Source organism: Pantoea sp. DY-17, assembly GCF_019795975.1.
GTDB classification, from domain to species: Bacteria; Pseudomonadota; Gammaproteobacteria; order Enterobacterales; family Enterobacteriaceae; genus Pantoea; species Pantoea leporis.
The window spans coordinates 404,772-424,946 of the sequence record NZ_JAIMIG010000002.1 but is presented as its reverse complement, the minus strand read 5'-3'; the positions used below and the strand labels follow the sequence as shown (position 1 = coordinate 424,946).

At 55.0% G+C, this 20,175-nt stretch carries 14 protein-coding genes; 8 read left to right on the top strand and 6 right to left on the bottom strand.

The annotated features are described in order from the left end of the window. Positions 1-38: 38 nt before the first annotated feature. The 4 genes from K5Y33_RS12335 (at position 39) to K5Y33_RS12320 (ending at position 3,603) form a co-directional block, all read left to right on the top strand. Positions 39-734, top strand: coding sequence for a hypothetical protein (locus K5Y33_RS12335; protein WP_222234100.1), 696 nt, complete (start codon positions 39-41; stop codon positions 732-734). Between the two features lie 469 nt (positions 735-1,203). Then, the gene (locus K5Y33_RS12330) at positions 1,204-1,683 is read left to right on the top strand and encodes a type VI secretion system tube protein TssD (RefSeq protein WP_222234099.1); all 480 of its coding nucleotides are present in this window, start codon (positions 1,204-1,206) and stop codon (positions 1,681-1,683) included. Positions 1,684-1,722: 39 nt separating this feature from the next. Next, positions 1,723-2,241 carry an O-acetyl-ADP-ribose deacetylase gene (locus K5Y33_RS12325; RefSeq protein WP_101761282.1) on the top strand — a complete coding sequence of 173 codons (519 nt, stop codon included), beginning with the start codon at positions 1,723-1,725 and terminating at the stop codon, positions 2,239-2,241. A 150-nt stretch (positions 2,242-2,391) separates the two neighbouring features. After that, positions 2,392-3,603: a DUF4236 domain-containing protein gene (locus tag K5Y33_RS12320; RefSeq protein WP_222234098.1), complete on the top strand. Its 1,212-nt coding sequence runs from the start codon at positions 2,392-2,394 to the stop codon at positions 3,601-3,603. A gap of 182 nt (positions 3,604-3,785) precedes the next feature. Here K5Y33_RS12320 and malG read toward each other — a convergent pair whose 3' ends face one another. Genes malG through malE form a run of 3 tightly spaced genes read right to left on the bottom strand, consistent with a single transcriptional unit; the run spans position 3,786 to position 7,457 of the window. Further along, complete coding sequence (gene malG, locus K5Y33_RS12315; RefSeq protein ID WP_008110659.1) at positions 3,786-4,676, bottom strand: maltose ABC transporter permease MalG; 891 nt, start codon at positions 4,674-4,676, stop codon at positions 3,786-3,788. Between the two features lie 9 nt (positions 4,677-4,685). Next, positions 4,686-6,206: a maltose ABC transporter permease MalF gene (gene malF / locus K5Y33_RS12310; protein ID WP_222234097.1), complete on the bottom strand. Its 1,521-nt coding sequence runs from the start codon at positions 6,204-6,206 to the stop codon at positions 4,686-4,688. Between the two features lie 60 nt (positions 6,207-6,266). Then, positions 6,267-7,457: a maltose/maltodextrin ABC transporter substrate-binding protein MalE gene (malE, locus tag K5Y33_RS12305; RefSeq protein ID WP_192235192.1), complete on the bottom strand. Its 1,191-nt coding sequence runs from the start codon at positions 7,455-7,457 to the stop codon at positions 6,267-6,269. 363 nt (positions 7,458-7,820) lie between these two features. Here malE and malK point away from each other — a divergent pair, with 363 nt between their 5' ends. The 3 genes from malK (at position 7,821) to malM (ending at position 11,293) form a co-directional block, all read left to right on the top strand. After that, positions 7,821-8,930 carry a maltose/maltodextrin ABC transporter ATP-binding protein MalK gene (gene malK, locus K5Y33_RS12300; RefSeq protein ID WP_222234096.1) on the top strand — a complete coding sequence of 370 codons (1,110 nt, stop codon included), beginning with the start codon at positions 7,821-7,823 and terminating at the stop codon, positions 8,928-8,930. A gap of 41 nt (positions 8,931-8,971) precedes the next feature. Further along, a complete protein-coding gene (locus K5Y33_RS12295) occupies positions 8,972-10,273 on the top strand; it encodes a maltoporin (RefSeq protein WP_222234095.1) in 1,302 nt (433 codons plus the stop codon). 96 nt (positions 10,274-10,369) lie between these two features. Continuing rightward, a complete protein-coding gene (malM, locus tag K5Y33_RS12290; RefSeq protein WP_222234094.1) occupies positions 10,370-11,293 on the top strand; it encodes a maltose operon protein MalM in 924 nt (307 codons plus the stop codon). A 541-nt stretch (positions 11,294-11,834) separates the two neighbouring features. On the opposite strand, the gene malQ is transcribed toward malM, so the two are convergent. Next, on the bottom strand, positions 11,835-13,877 hold the full coding sequence (gene malQ, locus K5Y33_RS12285; protein ID WP_222234093.1) for a 4-alpha-glucanotransferase: 2,043 nt from the start codon (positions 13,875-13,877) through the stop codon (positions 11,835-11,837). Next, positions 13,874-16,267, bottom strand: a complete 2,394-nt coding sequence (gene malP / locus K5Y33_RS12280; protein ID WP_222234092.1) for a maltodextrin phosphorylase — start codon at positions 16,265-16,267, stop codon at positions 13,874-13,876. Before malP ends, malQ begins: the two co-directional genes overlap by 4 nt. Before the next feature lie 274 nt (positions 16,268-16,541). Between malP and malT the strand changes: the two genes are divergently transcribed. Next, on the top strand, positions 16,542-19,244 hold the full coding sequence (gene malT, locus K5Y33_RS12275) for an HTH-type transcriptional regulator MalT (RefSeq protein WP_222234091.1): 2,703 nt from the start codon (positions 16,542-16,544) through the stop codon (positions 19,242-19,244). Between the two features lie 20 nt (positions 19,245-19,264). Here the strand turns inward: malT and K5Y33_RS12270 are convergent, their stop codons facing one another. Further along, entirely contained in the window at positions 19,265-20,098 is an 834-nt protein-coding gene (locus K5Y33_RS12270; protein ID WP_255610305.1) for an MBL fold metallo-hydrolase, read from the bottom strand. Between the last annotated feature and the right edge of the window lie 77 nt (positions 20,099-20,175).

Below are 20,175 nucleotides of genomic sequence, written 5' to 3'. Positions count from 1 at the left end.
AGTTTGCATGGTTAACAGGATTAACTATAGGGATATATATGTACCACAGTGATGCGGTGATACGGCAGCTTCAGGCGCAAAGGATTCTGGCAGAAAAGCTCGACAATGCCGTTTCCGGTGTTATTGACGCAGTTTCCGATCAGGTCAGTAAGATCAATAAAGGGGCGACCCGGCTTTCATTTTATGCATCGTGCTTTACTGATGAATACATGGACGTCTGTAAAAATCAGATGCTGGAAGATAATCGTTTTAGAAAAGCAGTCGTTCGGTTAATAAAAGACAGAGATATTATTTTTGCACTGTTGCAAACCTACATAGACTATCAGCTTGAAGGCAGATCTTATCGCCAACTCGAAGCAATTAAAATTCATCTAATGCGAGCAAACATTCACATTGCAGCCAGCACACTCACTACTCGCGCATTTGGTGCTGGAGCGGCTATGGCTGTCGTTCTGGGGATGAATATAACGCTTCCTGTTGGCCGTAATGTTGGTACTGCAGTTGGCGCGGCAGCGTCAGTATTGGGAATTTATGCCATAGTTCAAAACGCAGCAGACAGCGCAAAGCGCTTGCAAATAATGCACCCTCCTTTTTACCACGCATTGTATATGCGAGAACTCGAAATGATGTATTTCCTTATTGAACCTTCATTCATGCGGGCTGGTGCGCTAAAAAATCAATGGCTTTCAGATTACGAAGTCGCTGAAGTATTGATGAAGTTAGTGGGGAAATGATGAAGAAATTTTTAAAGCAATGGTTAATATCAGAATCGAAATTCCTGATCTGCACATACGTGCCGATAGTATTAACAATAATTTTTGCGTTGCTACAAATCTACTTTTTCCCAGATAGCAGTATGTTAGGTGTAGGGATATTTTATCTGTGCTCTCTGTCATTTGTTATCTACAAATGTCGTTAAATTTAAGGCTGAAATAGAGCATGTTTAGCGTGCTGAGACATTATGCTCTTTAGGCTTGTATACGAGTAGGTTGGAGTGAAATATGAGGGGGTGTTTTAAGAGATGGTTGGTAGCACAATTTAAAATGCTGTTATGCATCTATGTGCCGGTTTTATGTGCGCTCGTATTTGGTGTGCTTAAAGTTTATTTCTATCCCGAGAGTGGAATAATGAGCGTGGGCCTTGTGTATCTTCTCACGCTAATAATTTCTGTTTATAAATTTCGTTAAATTCAGAGGAATTAATATGTCAACTCCAGCACATCTCTGGTTAGAAGATGAAAGTGGTTCGCCAATTGTGGGTTCGTGCATGATGCCAACCCGCCTCGGTTCGATAGAGCTCAATTCGGTCATGCATAATATTACCATCCCGGTGGATCCGCACACCGGAAGGCTGACAGCCACACGGATTCATGCACCGATATCCGTTCAAAAGGAGTTTGATAGAACAACGCCGGTGCTGTTTCGAGCATTGTGTCAGTGCAGAACGCTGAAATCTGCGACCATCAAGATGTACCGAATTAACGAAGCGGGCATTGAGGTTGAGTATTTTAATATCCACCTGGATAACGTCAAAATCTCCAGCATTTCACCGGCTCTGCTGCCAAACGGCCAGACCAGCACGCATCTGGAAAATATTGAGCTACGATATGAAACGATCACATGGAAATACGTGGATGGAAATATTGTGTTTAAGGATGGATGGAACGAGAGGATGATTGCTTAGCTTTTGGCTAAGATTGCTGACGCCGAGGATTAGAAATACATGAACAAAATAGTATTGCTTAAAGACGATATAACCAAAGTCCCAGTGGAAGCCATTGTGAACGCCGCCAACACCTCCTTGCTGGGCGGCGGCGGAGTTGATGGCGCCATCCACCGTGCTGGCGGACCAGCGATTTTGGCTGAATGTCAGAAAATCAGGAATCGACAAGGTGGCTGTAAAGTCGGAGATGCAGTGATCACCACGGCGGGTGATTTGCCAGCAAAGTACGTCATTCACACCGTTGGCCCACACTGGCATGACGGAAGACATGACGAAGAAACGCTGTTAAAGAATGCCTATCTGAGCTGTTTTAAACTGGTAGAAGAATACGGTATTCAAACCGTTTCGTTTCCTAATATCAGTACTGGTATATACAGATTTCCGAAAGTGCTGGCGGCTGAAATCGCACTAGCCGTGATTGATCAGTGTTTGCGTGAGAACGCCAATATCGAGCAAGTCAATTTGGTCTGCTTTGATGAGGAAAATTACGACCTGTATTCAAAAATGCTTGGGCAATAAAGTTCTGTATAATTTCATTCAGCCGCACTCGAATAACGATATATTTACGGTTGGCTAGACAACATTGATGGCTATCTTATCGCCATCTTAAGCCGGGAAAAATGGCAATTTTTTACCCTTACTCAATAATCAAAAGGAATGGTTAATAACATGGGGTTTAGATTTCGAAAATCGATAAGCATTATTCCCGGTGTAAGGATGAACCTGAGCTCCTCGGGTGCGAGTATGAGTGTTGGGCCGCGAGGGGCATCCGTTTCGTTCGGCAAACGCGGTACTTATGCCAATCTGGGACTTCCAGGGACGGGATTGAGCTATCGAACTCGTTTAGATCGAGCAAGTGCAGCGAGCAGAAAACGCAATGCTTCTCGACAAGAGGATCCCTATTTACGGCAAGAGCTTGAGCAAGAGGTGGAAGCGCTTAATCAGGCTGTAGACGATATTGTGAATATCTATCTCCTTACACCTGATCCTCGTACGGGGCATTCCTACTCCGAGCTCGAAGCGCATTATCGGCAGTTGATGTTGCAGCCCTACAATGTGCCTGCACCTGTCCGTCCCGAAAAGCCCGTTCCTCTTATTGCACCTGAACAACCTGAAGACAATCAAGGTCGTGGTCTTATTGGACGAATATTTGAATCAGCTTCTGCTCGCCAGGATCGGCAAACACGTAATATTGAGCAATGGCAACGAGAAGTAAAAGAGTGCGAACAGGAAAACGAACTTTCTCTGAAGCGATATCAGGCGATGCGTCAGCGCTGGGCGGAGCTATACGCTAACTGGAAATTCGATGCGGCTGAACATGAAAAGAAGATTGCAAGCAAGTTGGCAAATATTGAATCGCAATTCGCCACCGATAACAGCTATTTCGAATCACTTCTGTCCGAAGTCATTCAAGCTGCAGACTGGCCACGCGAGACGCTGGTGTCGTTTCAGGTGAATGCCTCCACATCTGAAATTCTCATTGAAGTAGATTTGCCAGAATATGAAATGCTGCCTACTTCATCAGTACGGGTGAATGCCCGTGGAACAGAGATTATTGAAAAAGAGTTGTCACAAAAGGCGATGCGAGAACGTTATGCTTTGCATGTGCACGGTATCGTATTGCGGCTGGCTGGTATGGCTTTTTGCGCGCTGCCATTTAATACCGTTATCATTAGCGGCTTTACTCAGCGAATCAGTAAACAGACCGGGCACTTAAATGATGAATACATCCTATCCTCACGTATTGAACGTTATTTATTTGAACGGCTCAACTTTAGCAATCTGGAAAATGTCAGCCCGATTGACGCTTTTGATAAATTCCAAACACAGCGTCGCATGAGCGCAACATTCATTTTTCAACCCGTTACACCTATTGTTTGAGAAGATGATCGCGGCCTCTACTACTCGGAAACCCTAACCAAATTTGACGCGACCGCATTGATTCAGTCTATATCGGGTGACAAAAGGATCTGTAATAACCCCACACCCATAAAAAAAGCGGCCCTAAGGCCGCCAAAACCCTCAACTGCAGTGAACATTGAGGAAGGAGGATAATAAACGGGTTAGCCTTTCACGCCACCAGCCGTCAGGCCGCTGACCAGCCAGCGCTGGGCCAGCAGGAACACCAGCGTAATCGGAATTGCAGAGAGCACCGCCGCCGCGGCAAAGTCGCCCCACAGATAGTTTTGCGGGTTGAGATATTGCTGCATGCCGACCGCCAGCGTGTAGCTATTCACATCGCGCAGCAGCAGCGAGGCGACCGGCACTTCGGTGACGGCGGCGATGAACGCCAAAATAAACACCACCGCCAGAATCGGCACCGAGAGCGGCAACAGCACCAGCCGGAACGCCTGCCACGGCGTGGCGCCATCCAGCGCGGCGGCTTCTTCCAGCGAACCGTCGATGGTTTCGAAATAGCCTTTAATGGTCCAGACGTGCAGGGCGATGCCGCCGAGATAGGCAAAGATCACGCCGCCATGCGTATTCAGGCCAATAAACGGCAGATATTGTCCCAAGCGATCAAACAGCGCATAGAGCGCCACCAGCGACAGCACGGCCGGGAACATCTGGAAAATCAGCATGCCTTTAAGCAGCGTGGCGCGCCCGGCAAAACGCATGCGCGCAAAGGCATACGCGCAGGTGGTGGAAAGCGCCACAATGCCAATCGCGCTGATGGCGGCGATTTTCACCGAGTTCCACAACCACAGCAGCACCGGGAAGGGCGGCGGCGTGACGCGGCCATCGGCGTGCTCCACGCTGAAACCTAACGCCAGCTGCCAATGTTCCCAGGAAATCTGCTCCGGGATCAGCGAGCCGGTGGCGAAGTTACCGGCGCGCAGTGAGATGGCGAACACCATCAGCAGCGGAAACAGAATTCCCGCAATAAACATCAGCAGCAGCAGGTGCGTCATCAACAGACGCAGCTTTTGCGATTTGGGTTGCACCATAGCCATAACGTCTCCTTAATCGAATTTCATCCGAACGGCTTTAAGATTGATCACCGCCAGCGCGCCTACCAGCAGGAAGATCAGCGTGGCAATCGCCGCCGCCAGACCAAAGTCCTGACCGCCGCCGCCTTCAAACGCAATGCGCCAGGTGTAATTGACCAGCAAATCGGTGTAACCCGCTGGCGTGGTGGTGCCGATACGATCCGGTCCGCCGTTGGTCAGCAGCTGCACCAGCACGAAGTTATTAAAGTTAAAGGCAAAACTGGCAATCATTAGCGGCATCAGCGGCTTCAACAGCAGCGGCAGGGTAATCAGGAAGAAGTTCTGCAGCGGCCCGGCGCCGTCCATCGCCGAAGCTTCATAGAGATCGTCTGGAATCGCTTTCAGCAGCCCCATGCAGAGAATCATCATGTAGGGATAACCCAGCCAGGTATTGACGATCACCAGCATGGTGCGCGCCAGCGTTGGATCGCTGAACCACGCGGGCTGGAAGCCAAACAGCGCTTTCAGCATCACGTTGATTTCACCGAAGCTCTGGTTAAACAAGCCTTTGAAGATCAGTATCGAGATAAACGCGGGCACGGCGTAGGGCAAAATCAGCATCACGCGATACACCGCTTTGCCTTTCAGTGCTTCCCACTGCACTAAGCAAGCCAGCACCATGCCGACCGCCACGGTGAGAATCACCGTCACAAACGAAAACAGCAGCGTCCAGCCAAAAATCGCCAGAAACGGTTTTTGAATCCCTTCATCGGTAAACACGCGAATGAAATTCTTCCAGCCGGTATTCACCGTAAAGCCCGGACTCAGCGCCTCGCCGCTGCTGTTCTGATAGAAACCGCTTTCACGATTGGCCTGATAAAGCGCGCCGCTTTGCTGATTTTTCAGGTCGCCGTTGGCTTGCAGTACATACAATGGCCGCGTACCGGAGAACTGACGCAGTGAGCTCATCACCACCATACGACCATCCGGCAGTTCGGCCTGAATCTGGTTCAGCGCCTGGCGATTGGTGGTGACGATGCGCAGCGTGGCGCGTTCGCCCGGCGGTGGCGGGGCGCTAGTGAGTTTCAGCTTTTGCGATCCGCCAAAAGCGAACGCAGGCGAGACGAAGGTTTGCCCGTTGGCGGCTTCGGTCAGCACCAGCTGCCAGCGATCGCCCGCCGGGATCAGCGAGAAGTTCAGCGCCGAACCATCCTGATACTGACGGCTCAGCAACACCTGTTGCGCACGTTCCAGCGTCAGCTGGTTGGTGCTGCTGTAGTTGGTAAAGGCAATCGCCACGGTACAGGCGAGGGGAAACAGTACGAACAGCGCCATACCGGCGAGTCCGGGATAGACATAGCGCCAGGCGTAAGCGCGACGATTGGCATAAATCCAGATGCCGACGGCGCTGATAATCAGCGTCACCAGCGCAAACAGATATTCACCTTTTGCATACATCAGCACGAGCAGATAGCCGACCAGCAGACAGCAGATACCGAGAAAAAGAGCCTTCAGCACGGCGCTGAACCGTGCTGTTTTCGGTTTTCCTGACATGATGCGGTTTTCCTTAACAGCCAGTAACGAGCCGGATTGCGCCGGCTCTGGTAGAGAGGATTACTTGTTGAGTCGTGCCTGCGCATCTTTCAGCGCCGCATCGACGCTTTGACGTCCGCTCAGCGCATTCAGCGTGGCGGTGCGCATCGCGTACCAGAAGGCAGCCATTTGCGGAATGTTCGGCATGATGTCGCCGTTGCGCGCGTTGGTCATGGTGGCGGCAATACGCTCATCTTTTTCCAGCGTCTGCTGGAACGATTTCAGCGCCACCGCGCCGAGCGGTTTGTCTTTGTTGACCGCATCAAGACCGGCGTCGGTCAGCAGGTAATTTTCCAGGAACTCTTTGGCCAGCTCTTTATTCGGGCTGGCGGCATTGATGCCGGCACTCAGCACGCCGACGAAGGTTTTGGAGTTTTTGCCATGCAGCGTGGGCAACAGCGTGACGCCGTAGTTGATTTTGCTCTTATCGATGTTGCTCCACGCCCACGGCCCGTTAATGGTCATGGCGGTTTGCCCCTTGTTAAAGGCGGCTTCGGCGATGGAGTAATCGGTATCGGCATTCAGCGTTTTTGCCTTCACCTGATCGACCAGGAAGCTCATGCCGGCTTTGGCCCCCGCGTTATCCACGCCGGTATCTTTCACATCGTAGCGGCCATCGTTGAGCTTAAAGGCATAAGCGCCGCCCGCCGCCAGCAGCGGCCAGGTGAAATACGGCTCCTGCAGATTAAACATCATGGCGCTCTTGCCCTGCGCGCGCATTTTCTTATCGATGGCGGCGATCTCTTCCCAGCTTTTTGGCGGCTCAGGCAGCAGATCTTTGTTGTAGATCAGGGATAACGACTCAACCGAAATCGGATAACCGATCAGCTTGCCGTTGAAGCGCACCGCGTCCCAGGTGAAGGGGAAGATTTTCTCCTGGAAGCGCGCGTCCGGTGAAATCTCCGCTAACAAGCCTGACTGCGCATAGCCGCCAAAGCGATCGTGCGCCCAGAAGATGATGTCCGGGCCGTCGCCGGTGGCGGCCACCTGCGGATACTTCTCTTCCATTTTGTCCGGATGCTCAACCGTCACTTTAATGCCGGTCTCCTGCTCAAACTTTTTACCCACTTCAGCCAGGCCGTTGTAGCCCTTGTCGCCGTTGATCCAGATGACCAGCTTTCCCTCTTCAATCTTTGCAACGGCAGAAGCTGAAAACAGCACGGCCGTCAGGGCGGAAAGGGCAAGAATGCGTGCACCGGTTTTCATTGTCATAACTCCATCCTGTTAGCGGAAACGGAAATCGTTTTACCTGCCACATTGTGAGTATCTGCCGCCGCTTCTCATCCTCCCCGGCTCTACGCCTGCCCGACAACTGATGTGATCTGCGTTGCAAAACCACCCGGTTATCACGGGCTGGCGCACACAATCGTCGCTCTGCTCTGCGTCATAGCTCACAAAAATGGTTGCCTGCCGCGTTTTATCAGACAGGTTTGCAAGATCTCCTCCTCCCGTCTCCTCCCCCACGCAGACGCCGTGCGGTGGAGGATGTCGGCGGTTATCTCCTTGCCCATAGTGGTCGCCGGGGTCTGTCCGCCGACTTGCGGACAAGGAATAGCAAGCTGAGAGGAAAGCATCATGTCGAGCGTTACGTTGCGCAGTGTCTCCAAGGTGTGGGGCGAAACCGAGGTGTCGAAAAACCTCAGCCTTGAGATCGCTGAAGGCGAGTTCGTGGTTTTTGTCGGACCTTCAGGCTGCGGCAAATCGACGTTGCTGCGCATGATTGCCGGTCTGGAAACCATCACCAGCGGCGATCTGTTTATTGGCGACAAACGCATGAATGAGGTGCCGCCCGCCGAGCGCGGCATCGGCATGGTGTTTCAGTCCTACGCGTTGTATCCCCACCTTTCGGTGGCTGAGAACATGTCGTTCGGCCTGAAGTTGGCCGGCACGCGCAAAGCGGAGATTCAGCAGCGCGTCAATCAGGTAGCGGAAGTGCTGCAGCTGGCGCATCTGCTGGATCGCCGTCCGAAAGCGTTGTCGGGTGGTCAGCGTCAGCGCGTAGCGATTGGCCGTACGCTGGTGGCGGAACCGCGGGTGTTTTTACTCGATGAGCCGCTCTCCAACCTCGATGCCGCGTTGCGCGTGCAGATGCGCATCGAGATCTCACGCCTGCATAAGCGTTTGAAGCGCACCATGATTTACGTCACCCACGATCAGACCGAAGCGATGACGCTGGCTGATAAGATCGTGGTGCTGGATGGCGGCCACGTTGCCCAGGTCGGCAAGCCGCTCGAGCTGTATCACTATCCCGCCAATCGTTTTGTTGCCGGCTTTATCGGCTCACCGCGCATGAATTTCTTACCGGTGAAAGTCACCGCCACCGCCATCGATCAGGTTCAGGTGCGTTTGCCAAGTACCCAGCTGGTGTGGCTGCCGGTCGACAGCGCCGGTGTGCAGGTGGGCAGCAACATGTCGTTAGGCATTCGTCCCGAACATCTGCTCTCCAGCGATATCGCTGACGTCACCCTCGAAGGCGAGGTGACGGTGGTGGAGCAGCTGGGACACGAAACGCAAATTCACATCCAGATTCCCGCCATTCGTCAAAGCCTGGTTTATCGCCAGGAGGACGTCGTGCTGGTAGAAGAGGGCGCCCTGATGGGCATCGGCCTGCCGCCAGAGCGTTGCCATCTTTTCCGTGAAGATGGCAGCGCCTGTCGCCGGCTCCATCAGGAACCCGGTGTTTAGCCCTGCAAAACAATAAAAGCAATGACCTCAGGAGATAGAAAATGTTAACTCTGCGCAAACTCCCTATCGCGGTTGCTATCGCGGCAGGCACGCTCGCTGCCCCGTCGATGGCAGTCGATTTTACCGGCTATGCCCGTTCCGGCATCGGCTGGACCGGCAGCGGCGGGGAACAGCAATGTTTTCAGGCCACCGGCGCTCAAAGTAAATACCGTCTGGGCAACGAATGTGAAACCTACGCTGAGCTGAAGCTGGGCCAGGAAGTGTGGAAAGAGGGCGATAAGAGCTTCTACTTCGATACCAACGTCGCCTATTCGGTTTCTCAGCAGAATGACTGGGAAGCGACCTCGCCCGCGTTCCGCGAAGCCAACGTCAAGGGCAAAAACCTGATCGACGCGCTGCCGGGTTCCACCATCTGGGCCGGTAAGCGTTTCTACCAGCGTCATGACGTGCATATGATCGACTTCTACTACTGGGATATTTCCGGTCCTGGTGCCGGTCTGGAAGATGTCGATCTCGGCTTCGGCAAACTCTCCTTTGCCGCCACGCGCTCCTCCGAAGCGGGCGGTTCTTACACCTTCTCTAGCGATCAGATCCGTGATTACGCCACCAGCACCGCCAACGACGTGTTTGATGTGCGCCTCGCAGGTCTTGAAACCAACCCGAACGGCGTGCTGGAGCTGGGCGTCGATTATGGCCGCGCCAACGCGCGTGACGGTTATCGCCTGGAAGATAACGCCTCCAAAGATGGCTGGATGTTCACCGCCGAACACACGCAGAGCATGCTGAAGGGCTACAACAAATTCGTGCTGCAGTACGCCACCGATGCGTTGACTTCACAGGGCAAAGGGCTGCCGCAGGGCACCAACATCAACAACAGCGGCAGCATGTATCGCGTACTCGATCACGGTGCAATTAGCCTCGCCGAACGCTGGGATCTGATGTACGTCGCCATGTACCAGAACACCGATCTCGATAACAACCGTGGTACCGAGTGGTACACCGTGGGTGTGCGCCCCATGTACAAATGGACGCCAATCATGAGCACGCTACTTGAAGTGGGCTACGACAACGTGAAGTCGCAGCAGGTGAACGAGCGCAACGGCCAGTACAAAGTGACGCTGGCGCAACAGTGGCAGGCGGGCGACAGCATCTGGTCGCGTCCGGCACTGCGTCTGTTCGCGACTTACGCCAAGTGGGATGAGAAGTGGGGTTACAGCAAAGACAGCTCAGGTGATTTAACCTCCTTTGCTTCTAACGACAGCAGCGGCAACGGCATTCTGACCAACAGCCGTGGCAACGACGATGAGGTGACATTCGGGGCGCAGATGGAGATTTGGTGGTAATGCTCCCGCATGTGGCTTAACTGAGACGATCTCTTTTCGGCGCGGCGCGCCATTGCCTGGTTCGCGCCGCCGCCTGACAGTTTTTGAGGTTATACAATGAGAATGAAAAAAACGGTTTTTGCGCTCTGCCTGAGCGCCGCGCTGCTGGCCGGCCAAAGTTTACCGGCGCTCGCGGATGTCAATCTGGTGCCACAGGATCTCTCTGCCGCGCCCACATTCCCCGCCGCCAGCCTGCAAACGCTGAGCTGGCTGCCGGTCGATACCTCCCGCACGCAGGTCACTACGCTGAGTGAGAGCCATAGCAATCTGAATGCAGCGGGCGTGACGGGTTCGGTGGCGGCCTACAGCTTGCCAGCCAATATCGGTGAACTCACCATTACGCTGAGCAGTGAAGTGAAACAAAATCAGGTGTTCGCACCGAATGTGCTGGTGCTGGATGAGAATATGCGTCCAGCGGCCTGGTTCCCGGCGCGCTTTTTCACCTACCAGCAGCCGGGCGTGATGGCGGCGGATCGGCTGGAAGGCGTGATGAAACTGACGCCTGCGCTGGGTCAACAAAAGATCTATCTGCTGGTATTCACCACCGAGAAGGATTTGACCGAAACCACCACGTTATTGGATCCGGCGAAAGCCTACGCCCGCGGTACCGGCAATGCGGTGCCGGATATCCCCGATCCGATTGCGCAGCACAGCCGCGATGGCACCCTGAAACTGAAAGTGAAAACCAGTTCAGGTTCATCCATTTTGGTTGGACCACTGTTTGGATCATCGAGTCCTGCGCCGGTAACGGTGGGCAATACGCAGCCGGTTGCGCCGGCGACTTATCGTGCTGCCGCGGTTTCGGATGCAAAACCTAAACCGATCATGACGGATACCGAAGGTTACTTTAATCAGAACATCCGCGAAGCCGTTGAGAAGGGCAATATCGATAAGGCGTTGAAGCTGCTGGATGAGGCCGAGCGTTTAGGCTCCACGTCGGCCAGACAGGTGTTTATCAGCAGTGTTAAAGGCAAGGGGTAATCCGCCCCGGCAGTGCTGATTTGTCCCATCTGGTGCGCTTCGGCGCACCTTTTTTTCAGGAGTGGGCACTGGCGTATCTGCTTCGTCACGGGCCGTCCTCGCGCCGCTAGCGCGGTGCCTTCAGCTTTCACGTCGTGCCGACGGACCATTCGGGGATCGGCCTTCCTGGCCGGCCCCGAACTTCCTCACGCATCCATGCGTGAGTCTCCTGGCTCAACGTAAAAGCCTCAGCGCTGCGGATAGCCCTTATGCCGAAGCAGATACGCCAGTGCTGCTAGCAATGTGCCCATTTAACAGCAGGCACTCGAGCTCATTGGCAGGCCGGGGTCACTTTCGGGCAGGCGATCCGCAGCGCTGAACGAAGCGAGGAAGCCAGGAGAGCCCGCAGGACGCGGGCGAAAGGCGGAGCCGGGACAGGGAAGTCCCGTCTCCGCCGGTCCGTCAGGCAGACGAGTGAAGTGAAGGTACCGCGCATGCGGCGCGAAGGCTGCCGGACCGAAAGTGACCCCGGCCTGCAACCATGCAAGGCAACCAATAGCGACTAAACATTACGCCTCCGTTGATCGATATCCGCCAACAACGCATTGATCTGCGGGTCAGCAAACATCGCCTCCAGCGAAGCGCTGAGTTTGCGGCGCCAGTTGGGATATTGGCGGGTGGTGCCGGGAATATTCACCGGGGAAGCCATATCCAGCCACTCTTCGGGTTGCAGGCCCAGCAGCGCGCTATTGCTGTCGGCCAGATAACGTTGCATCGCCGCACTTAACGCGCGATCCATCACCTGCGGTTCGGCCTGTTCGGGCAAGCAATTACTGCGTTGCAGGCTCTTGAACAGCGCGCGGCGCGCGGCTAAGCGTGACTTATTCAGCCCGGTAAGAATTTGCTTATCAGGATAAAGCCCCAGTTCGCTGCCCAGCCGTAAATCGTCGCTTTGCCACCAGCCGCGCAGGGTCGGCATATCGTGGGTGGTGGCGACCGCCATCGCCTGACGCGGCCAGCGGGCGGGGGCGCGAAACGCCACTTTGGACGTCTGCTCAAAATAGAGCACTTTGTAGGAGTAAACGCCCGCCTGGTAAAGCTTGCCGATGATCTTCTCCGGCACCGTACCCAAATCCTCACCAATCACCATGCAGTGATGACGCTGGCTCTCCAGCGCCAGAATCGCCAGCAGATCGTCGATGGGATAATGCACATACGCGCCTTCAGCCGCGCTTTCGCCCTGCGGGATCCACCACAGTCGCAGCAGCGCCATCACGTGATCGATGCGCAGCGCGCCGCAGTCGTGCATGTTGGCGCGCAGCAGATCAATCCATGGCTGGTAGGCGCGCGCCTGCATAATCTGCGGATCCATCGGCGGCAATCCCCAGTTCTGGCCCAGCGGGCCGAGGATATCCGGCGGCGCGCCGACGCTGGCCTGCAAGCAGTAAAGCTCGCGATCGCTCCAGGTTTCCGCGCCGCCCTGCGCCACGCCCACGGCCAAATCGCGGTATAAGCCAATCGGCATCGCCTGCTGCTGGCACACCGCCCAGCAATCAGCGAACTGGCGCGCGGCCAGCCATTGCAGCCACAGATAAAAGCGCACGTCATAGGTGTGTTCGATGCGGAATGCCCGCACCGCTGCGCTCTCGGGCGACTGCAACGCCGCAGGCCAGGTTGTCCAGTCGTAACGCTGAGGGTCTTCGGCGATCTGTGCGGCGTGCAGCGCATCAAACACGCCCTGATGCAGCAGACTTTCACCGCCTTGCTGCATAAAACATTCAAAGGCGACAACCAGGCCATCATCCGCACCGCGCTGCCTGAACTGCTGCCAGGCGAGACGCAGCGCCTGCAGTTTGAGCGCAGTGACCGCTGAATAATCGACCCACTCAGCGTCCCGCGCCGCCTGTAGCGCCTGCTGCGTGCTGGTCGCCTGCCACCAACGCTGGGCCTCTTCACTCAGCGTAAAATCCTCAACGGCGGCGACATCGATATACAGCATATTGAGCCAGCGCCGCGACGAAGGGCTGTAAGGGCTGGCGCTCTCCGGCGTTGCCGGGAACAGTGCATGCAGCGGATTCAAGCCAATACAGGCCCCGCCGCGCTGCGCGACCTCAACCAGCATCTGCTTTAAGTCGCTGAAATCGCCGATTCCCCAGTTGGACGCCGACCGCAAGGTATACAGCTGAATACACGCACCCCACAGCGATTGCCCTTGCTGGATGGCTGGCGGCTCGTAACAGCGCACGGGCGCGACAATAATCCGGCAGTGAAACGCCTGCTTCTGGGCGCTAAAGATGAGCTGGTAATAACCTAAAGGCAGCGCAGGCAAAACGATCGGCTGGTTGGCGATAGCGCGCCCTTGCCAGCGTTCGCCCTGTTCCGCGATCAGCTGCCATTCGCCTGCCATGCCGGGCGCAGGCAGCACAATCTCCGCCTGTTCTCCCTGCACGATCAATACCGGCGGCAGCGGCGAAGCGTGCGGTTGCGCGGGATGCATCGCCGCCAGCAAACGCTGGCGGGTAACGGCAGAAACCGATTGCAGCTGGCCGTGCGCGTCAATGTATTCGCTGGCGATTTCGGCGGTTGGCGTCATGGTGCTGTTCATCGCGCGGCCTGCCAGACGCGTTGCTGATAGTCGCGGATGGCGCGGTCGGCGCTGAACATGCCGCAGCGCGCGGTGTTGAGGATCGCGGCGCGCGTCCAGCCATGCTGATCGGCCCACAAGGTTTCTGCCTGCGCCTGCGCGTTGAGGTAGTGACGAAAATCGGCTAGCACCAGATAAGGATCGCCGCCTTTGGCGCTCAGGCTGTGCAGCAGCGGCTCGAACGCGGTGACGTCGCCGTCGCTAAAGGTGCCGTCTTCTAACGCTTTCAATACCCGATCCAGCTGCGCATCTTTTTTGCGCCACGCGTCAGGCGAGTAACCTTCTGCTTGCAACGCGCTGACCTGAACAACGGTATGACCAAAGATAAAGATATTGTCGCGCCCAACCTGTTCGGCGATCTCCACATTGGCGCCATCCAGCGTGCCGATGGTTAAGGCGCCGTTTAGCGCCAGCTTCATGTTGCCGGTGCCGGATGCCTCTTTGCCAGCGGTAGAAATCTGCTCGGAGAGATCCGCCGCCGGGATCAGCCGCTCGGCAACCGTAACGTTGTAATCAGGCACAAACACCACTTTCAGGCGATCGCCAATGCGCGGATCGTTGTTGATGGTGGCCGCCACTTTGTTGATTGCATAGATGATGTTTTTGGCCAGCACGTAACCCGGCGCGGCCTTGGCACCAAACAGCACCACGCGCGGCGTCAGATTGGCCTGCGGATCGCTCACCAGCGTTTGCCACAGCGCGATAATGTGCAGCAACGCCAGATGCTGACGCTTGTACTCGTGCAGGCGCTTGATCTGCACATCAAACATCGCCTCAGGATTCACCTGGATGCCGGTGCGTTCTGCAATCCAATGCGTCAGCGCAACCTTGTTCTGCTGCTTGATGGCGCGATACTGCGCCTGGAATGCGGCGTGATCGGCGTAAGTTTCTAACGCTTTCAGCTGATCGAGATCGGTGATCCACGGCTGATCGAGAGTTTGGCTGATCAACGCCGCCAGCGCTGGATTGCACTGATTAATCCAGCGGCGCGGCGTGATGCCGTTGGTGACGTTATGGAATTTCTCCGGCCACAGCGCGTGATATTCCGGGAACAGATCTTTCACCACCAACTGCGAGTGCAGCGCCGCCACACCGTTCACCGCAAAGCCGCTGGTGACGCAGAGATTGGCCATGCGCAGTTGGTTATTGTGAACCAGCGCCAGTTTCGCCCAGGTCGCTTCGTCGCCCGGCCAGTGCGCTTCAACCTGCTTTTTCAATTGGGCATTGAGTTGGTTAACGATCAGCATATGGCGCGGCAGCAGGGCGCGCACCATGCGCACATCCCAGCACTCCAGCGCTTCAGGCATCAAGGTGTGATTGGTATAGGCAAAGGTGCGCTGGGTAATATGCCACGCCTCGTCCCAGCTCAGCGCGTGTTCATCCAACAGCAGGCGCATCAGCTCGGGGATCGCCAGCGTGGGATGGGTATCGTTGAGCTGAATCACTTCATGATCCGGCAAGCTGGCAATGCTACGGCCGGCGCGCTGATGACGGCGCAGAATATCCGCCAGCGAGCAAGCGCACTGGAAATATTGCTGCATCAGGCGCAGCTTTTTGCCGTTGTCGTGATTGTCGTTGGGGTAGAGCACTTTAGTGAGTTTTTCAGCTTCAATGCCCGGCTGCTCGGCGCGCAGAAAATCCCCGTTATTGAAGCGCTGCAAATTAAACGGCTGCGCATGTTTCGCCTGCCACAAGCGCAGCGGCTGAGTGACGCCATTCTGATAACCGACTACCGGCAGATTCCAGGCTTCGCCGAGAATTTGCACCGCCGGCTCCCAGCGCGCAACGCCATTGTGCGTGATGACTTTGCCGCCGAGATGCACCGGCACAGTTAACGCCGCGTTATGGTTAAACCACGGATAGCTGTCGCGCTGCCAGTCATCCGGCATCTCCTGTTGCGCACCATCAACAAAGTGCTGGCGGAACAGACCGTACTGATAACTGAGTCCGTAGCCGGTGGCGGGTTGTCCCACGGTTGCCATCGAATCGAGAAAACAGGCGGCGAGCCGGCCCAAACCGCCGTTGCCCAGCGCCGGATCGGTTTCACACGCTTCCACGTCGCTCAGCGTGATATTCCACTCGGCCAGCGCCTCGTTCACCTCGTCATACCAGCCAAGGTTGAGCAGATTGTTGCCGGTCAGTCGGCCAATCAAAAACTCCATCGAGATGTAGTTAACGTGACGCTGCGGCGTGGTCGCTGGTGGCGCAGGCATCTCCGCCAGCATGTCGGCCAGTGCGCCACTCAGCGCCTGCCACCATTGGTTTGGCGTCATCTCTTGCGCATCGTGCAGACCAAAACGTTGCCATTGTCGGGTTAGCGCGTGTTTAAAACGGGTGCGATCAAATTTCATAATCAGTCCTGTCAGGGCGGAGGTGAATGTGCTCCATTCTGCGCGTCAGCCATGACGCGCTCCTCCTCCTGCACCAAATTCAGCGGGGAGGATGAGCGGGGAGGAGAGGCTGAGGGAAATCTTAAAGTGTGACAGGAATGTGATAACCGTCGCTTTTGTTAAGACTGCTTAATGGGTTAGCTTGCATTAGGTAAACGAATATCTGAACGTATGTGACTATTAATTACGAAGCGTAAAATAATGATGCGCCACGTTTAGGGAGAAGCGTTTACCGATGTTAATACCCTCCAAACTTAGCCGACCGGTCCGCCTTGAGAACACGGTTGCGCGCGAGCGCCTGATGCAAAAACTCGGCGCGGCGGGCAATTACCGTTTGGTGTTGGTGACCAGTCCGGCGGGATATGGCAAAACCACGCTGATCTCACAATGGGCGGCGGGGAAAGCCAATCTGGGCTGGTATTCACTGGATGAGGGCGACAATCAGCCAGAACGCTTCGTCGATTACCTCATCGCGGCTCTGCAGCAGGCAACGCAGGGCGGCTGCGCCTCCAGCGAAGCGCTGGCGCAGAAACGGCAGTACATCAACTTAAATGCGCTGTTCGCTCAACTGTTCAGTGAGCTGGCGGCGTGGCAGCAACCGATTTGGCTGATCATTGATGATTACCATCACATCACCAATCCCGCGATTCATGACGCGATGCGATTCTTTCTCCGCAACCAGCCGGAAAATGTGACGCTGATTTTGCTGTCACGTAATCTGCCGCAGCTCGGCATTGCCAACCTGCGCGTGCGCGAACAGCTGATTGAGTTAGGTAGCCAGCAGCTGGCGTTTACCCATCACGAAGCCAAACAGTTTTTTGATTGCCGCCTGACAACGCCGCTGGAATCGGAAGAGAGCGGGCGTCTGTGCGATGACGTGGCGGGTTGGGCGACGGCGCTGCAGCTGATCGCGCTCTCGACGCGTCAGGGCGCGAGCTCCGCTCAGGATTCCGCGCGCCGCCTTTCCGGCATTAACGCCAGCCATCTGGCGGATTATCTGGTTGAGGAGGTGCTGAATAACGTGGATAGCGCCACACGACATTTCTTACTGAAAAGCGCGCTGCTGCGATCGATGAACGATACGCTGATCGCCTGCGTAACCGGCGAAGAACAAGGGCAGATGCGGCTGGAAGAGATTGAACGTCAGGGCCTGTTTTTGCAGCGCATGGATAACTCGGGCGAGTGGTTTAGCTATCATCCGCTGTTTGGTAGTTTTTTGCGTCAGCGCTGTCAGTGGGAACTGGCGGCGGAACTGCCTGCGCTGCATCGCGCGGCGGCTGAAAGCTGGATGCTGCTGGGTTTCCCTGGCGAAGCGATCCATCATGCGCTGGCCGCCGGTGATGCGTTGATGCTGCGCGATGTGCTGCTGCAATACGCCTGGACGCTGTTTAATCAGAGCGAACTCACGCTGCTGGAAGATTCTCTCAAGGCACTGCCATGGGAGATTCTGCTGGAAAATCCAAAGTTAGTGCTGTTACAGGCGTGGCTGATGCAAAGCCAGCACCGGTTTTCCGAGGTGAGCAGTTTGCTCACGCGTTTTGAGCACTCCTGCAGCGAACAGATTGATGATGTGCTGCGCGGCGAATTCAACGCGCTGCTGGCACAGGTTTCGATAAATGACGGTAACGCCGAAGAAGCCGAGCGGCTGGCGTTGCTGGCGCTCGGTGCGCTGCCGGAAAGCCGTCAATACAGCTGCATCGTGGCGACGTCGGTATTGGGCGAAGTGATGCACTGCAAAGGCGAGCTGAGCAGTTCGCTGAAGTTGATGCGCCAGACCGAGCAGATGGCGCGCCGCGAGGAAGCGTGGAATTACGCGTTGTGGAGCCTGATTCAGCAGAGTGAGATTCTCTTTGCGCAGGGGTTTTTACAGTCCGCATATGAGATACAGGAGCGGGCATTTGTGCTGGTGAAAGAGCAGCATCTGACACAGTTCCCGATGCATGAATTCCTGCTGCGAATTCGCGCGCAACTGTTGTGGGCGTGGGGCCGACTCGACGAAGCAGAACAGGCGGCGCGCGAAGGGATAAAAGTGCTGAAAGGCTATCAGCCGCAGCAGCAGATTCAGTGCCTCGGTTTGCTGGTGCAGTGTTCGCTGGCGCGCGGCAATCTCGATAATGCGCGCAGCCACTTGAGTCGGCTGGAGAATCTGCTTAACAACGGATCGCTGCACAGCGACTGGATCGCCAATGCCGATAAGGTGAGAGTGATTTTTTGGCAGATGACCGGCGACAGCCAAAGCGCCAGTAGCTGGATGCGCCAGACGGTGAAACCGGAATTTGCCAACAATCACTTCCTGCAAGGGCAGTGGCGCAATGTCGCGCGTGCGCAGATTCTGCTGGGAAATATGAGCCAGGCCGAAGTGGTGCTCGATGAGCTGAATGACAATGCGCGCGCGCTGAATCTGATGAGCGATATGAATCGCAATCTGCTGCTGCTAAATCAGATTTACTGGCAAACTCAGCGCAAAGCAGAAGCGCAGCAGGCGCTGACCGAAGCGCTGAAACTGGCGCGCAGCACCGGTTTCGTCAGCCATTTTGTGATTGAAGGTGAAGCGATGGCGCAGCAGCTGCGTCAGCTGATTCAGCTCAACACGCTGGATGAACTCGATAATCATCGCGCCAGACGCATTCTCAGCGAGATTAATAAATATCATCGCCATAAGTTTGCCCATTTTGACGAAGGCTTCGTTAGCCGCCTGATTAATCATCCTGATGTGCCGGAACTGATTCGTACCAGCCCGCTAACCCAACGCGAATGGCAGGTTTTGGGGCTGATCTATTCGGGATACAGCAACGACCAGATTGCTGGCGAGCTGGATGTTGCTGCTACCACCATCAAAACGCATATTCGTAATCTGTACCAAAAACTCGGCGTGACGCACCGCGCGGAAGCGATGAATCAGGCGCAGTCGATGCTGCGGATGATGGGGTATGTTTAAGGCGGACACCGGCTCGCGGTTCAGACATATTCCAGAAAATAATGTCCCTCTGAAGGGGAGCGGATATATGCAAACCCAGACACGCCCAAGTGCATACCTGCAATCAATAGGTTTTCTCGTGAAGCGCGCTCAAGAATTGCTCTTCGTGTTTGCTCTGCCTGGTCAGGATCGTAATCAAAGGCGATTGAAACTTGCGGATGGGCAATTTGAATATGCGGATAATGCGTAATATCACCCCAAATCAGTAATTTTTCATCGCGGGAATCTATCAGGTAGCCGCTGTGACCAGGCGTATGTCCCGTTAGGCTGACTGCGGTGATATCTTCAGCAATCGCTGTTTCTTCCGTAAATCGAACAGTTGAATAAGCTTCGAACGTGCGACGAAACAGCGAACCATTCATCAGTGCGCGTTCACTCAGGCTAGTTAATTTTTCATTATCCAGCCAGAAGTTTGCTTCTGCTTTGCTAATGTAGAGTGCTGCATTTCGGTAAGCGGGTCGCCCATTCTCATCCAGCAGACCGCCAATATGATCGGGATGTGCGTGGGTCAACAACACGGTATCAACCTCGTCAGGCATGATGCCGGATAAAAGGAGGTTTCGTCTTAATTCTCCACCGATATGATTGAGGTTTCCCATACCCGAATCGATCAATATTATTCGTCCCGCTCCACGGATGAGATAGCTATTAATTTGGATATCATCCGCTGCTTTTATTCCGGCGTGTTGCTGTATATTTACCGCTGCTTCAGGTTCTATTCCAGATAACAGACTCAGGCTGGCTTTCATCACACCATCACTAAGCGCAGTGACCTTATAATTGCCGATATCCCTTGCGCTGAATAAATTCGTCAAAATTACCTCGTCAAATGTAGATAATAAAAATAGAAGATGACTCTGTTTGCTTAATTAAACGTCGCATTACTTAAGAT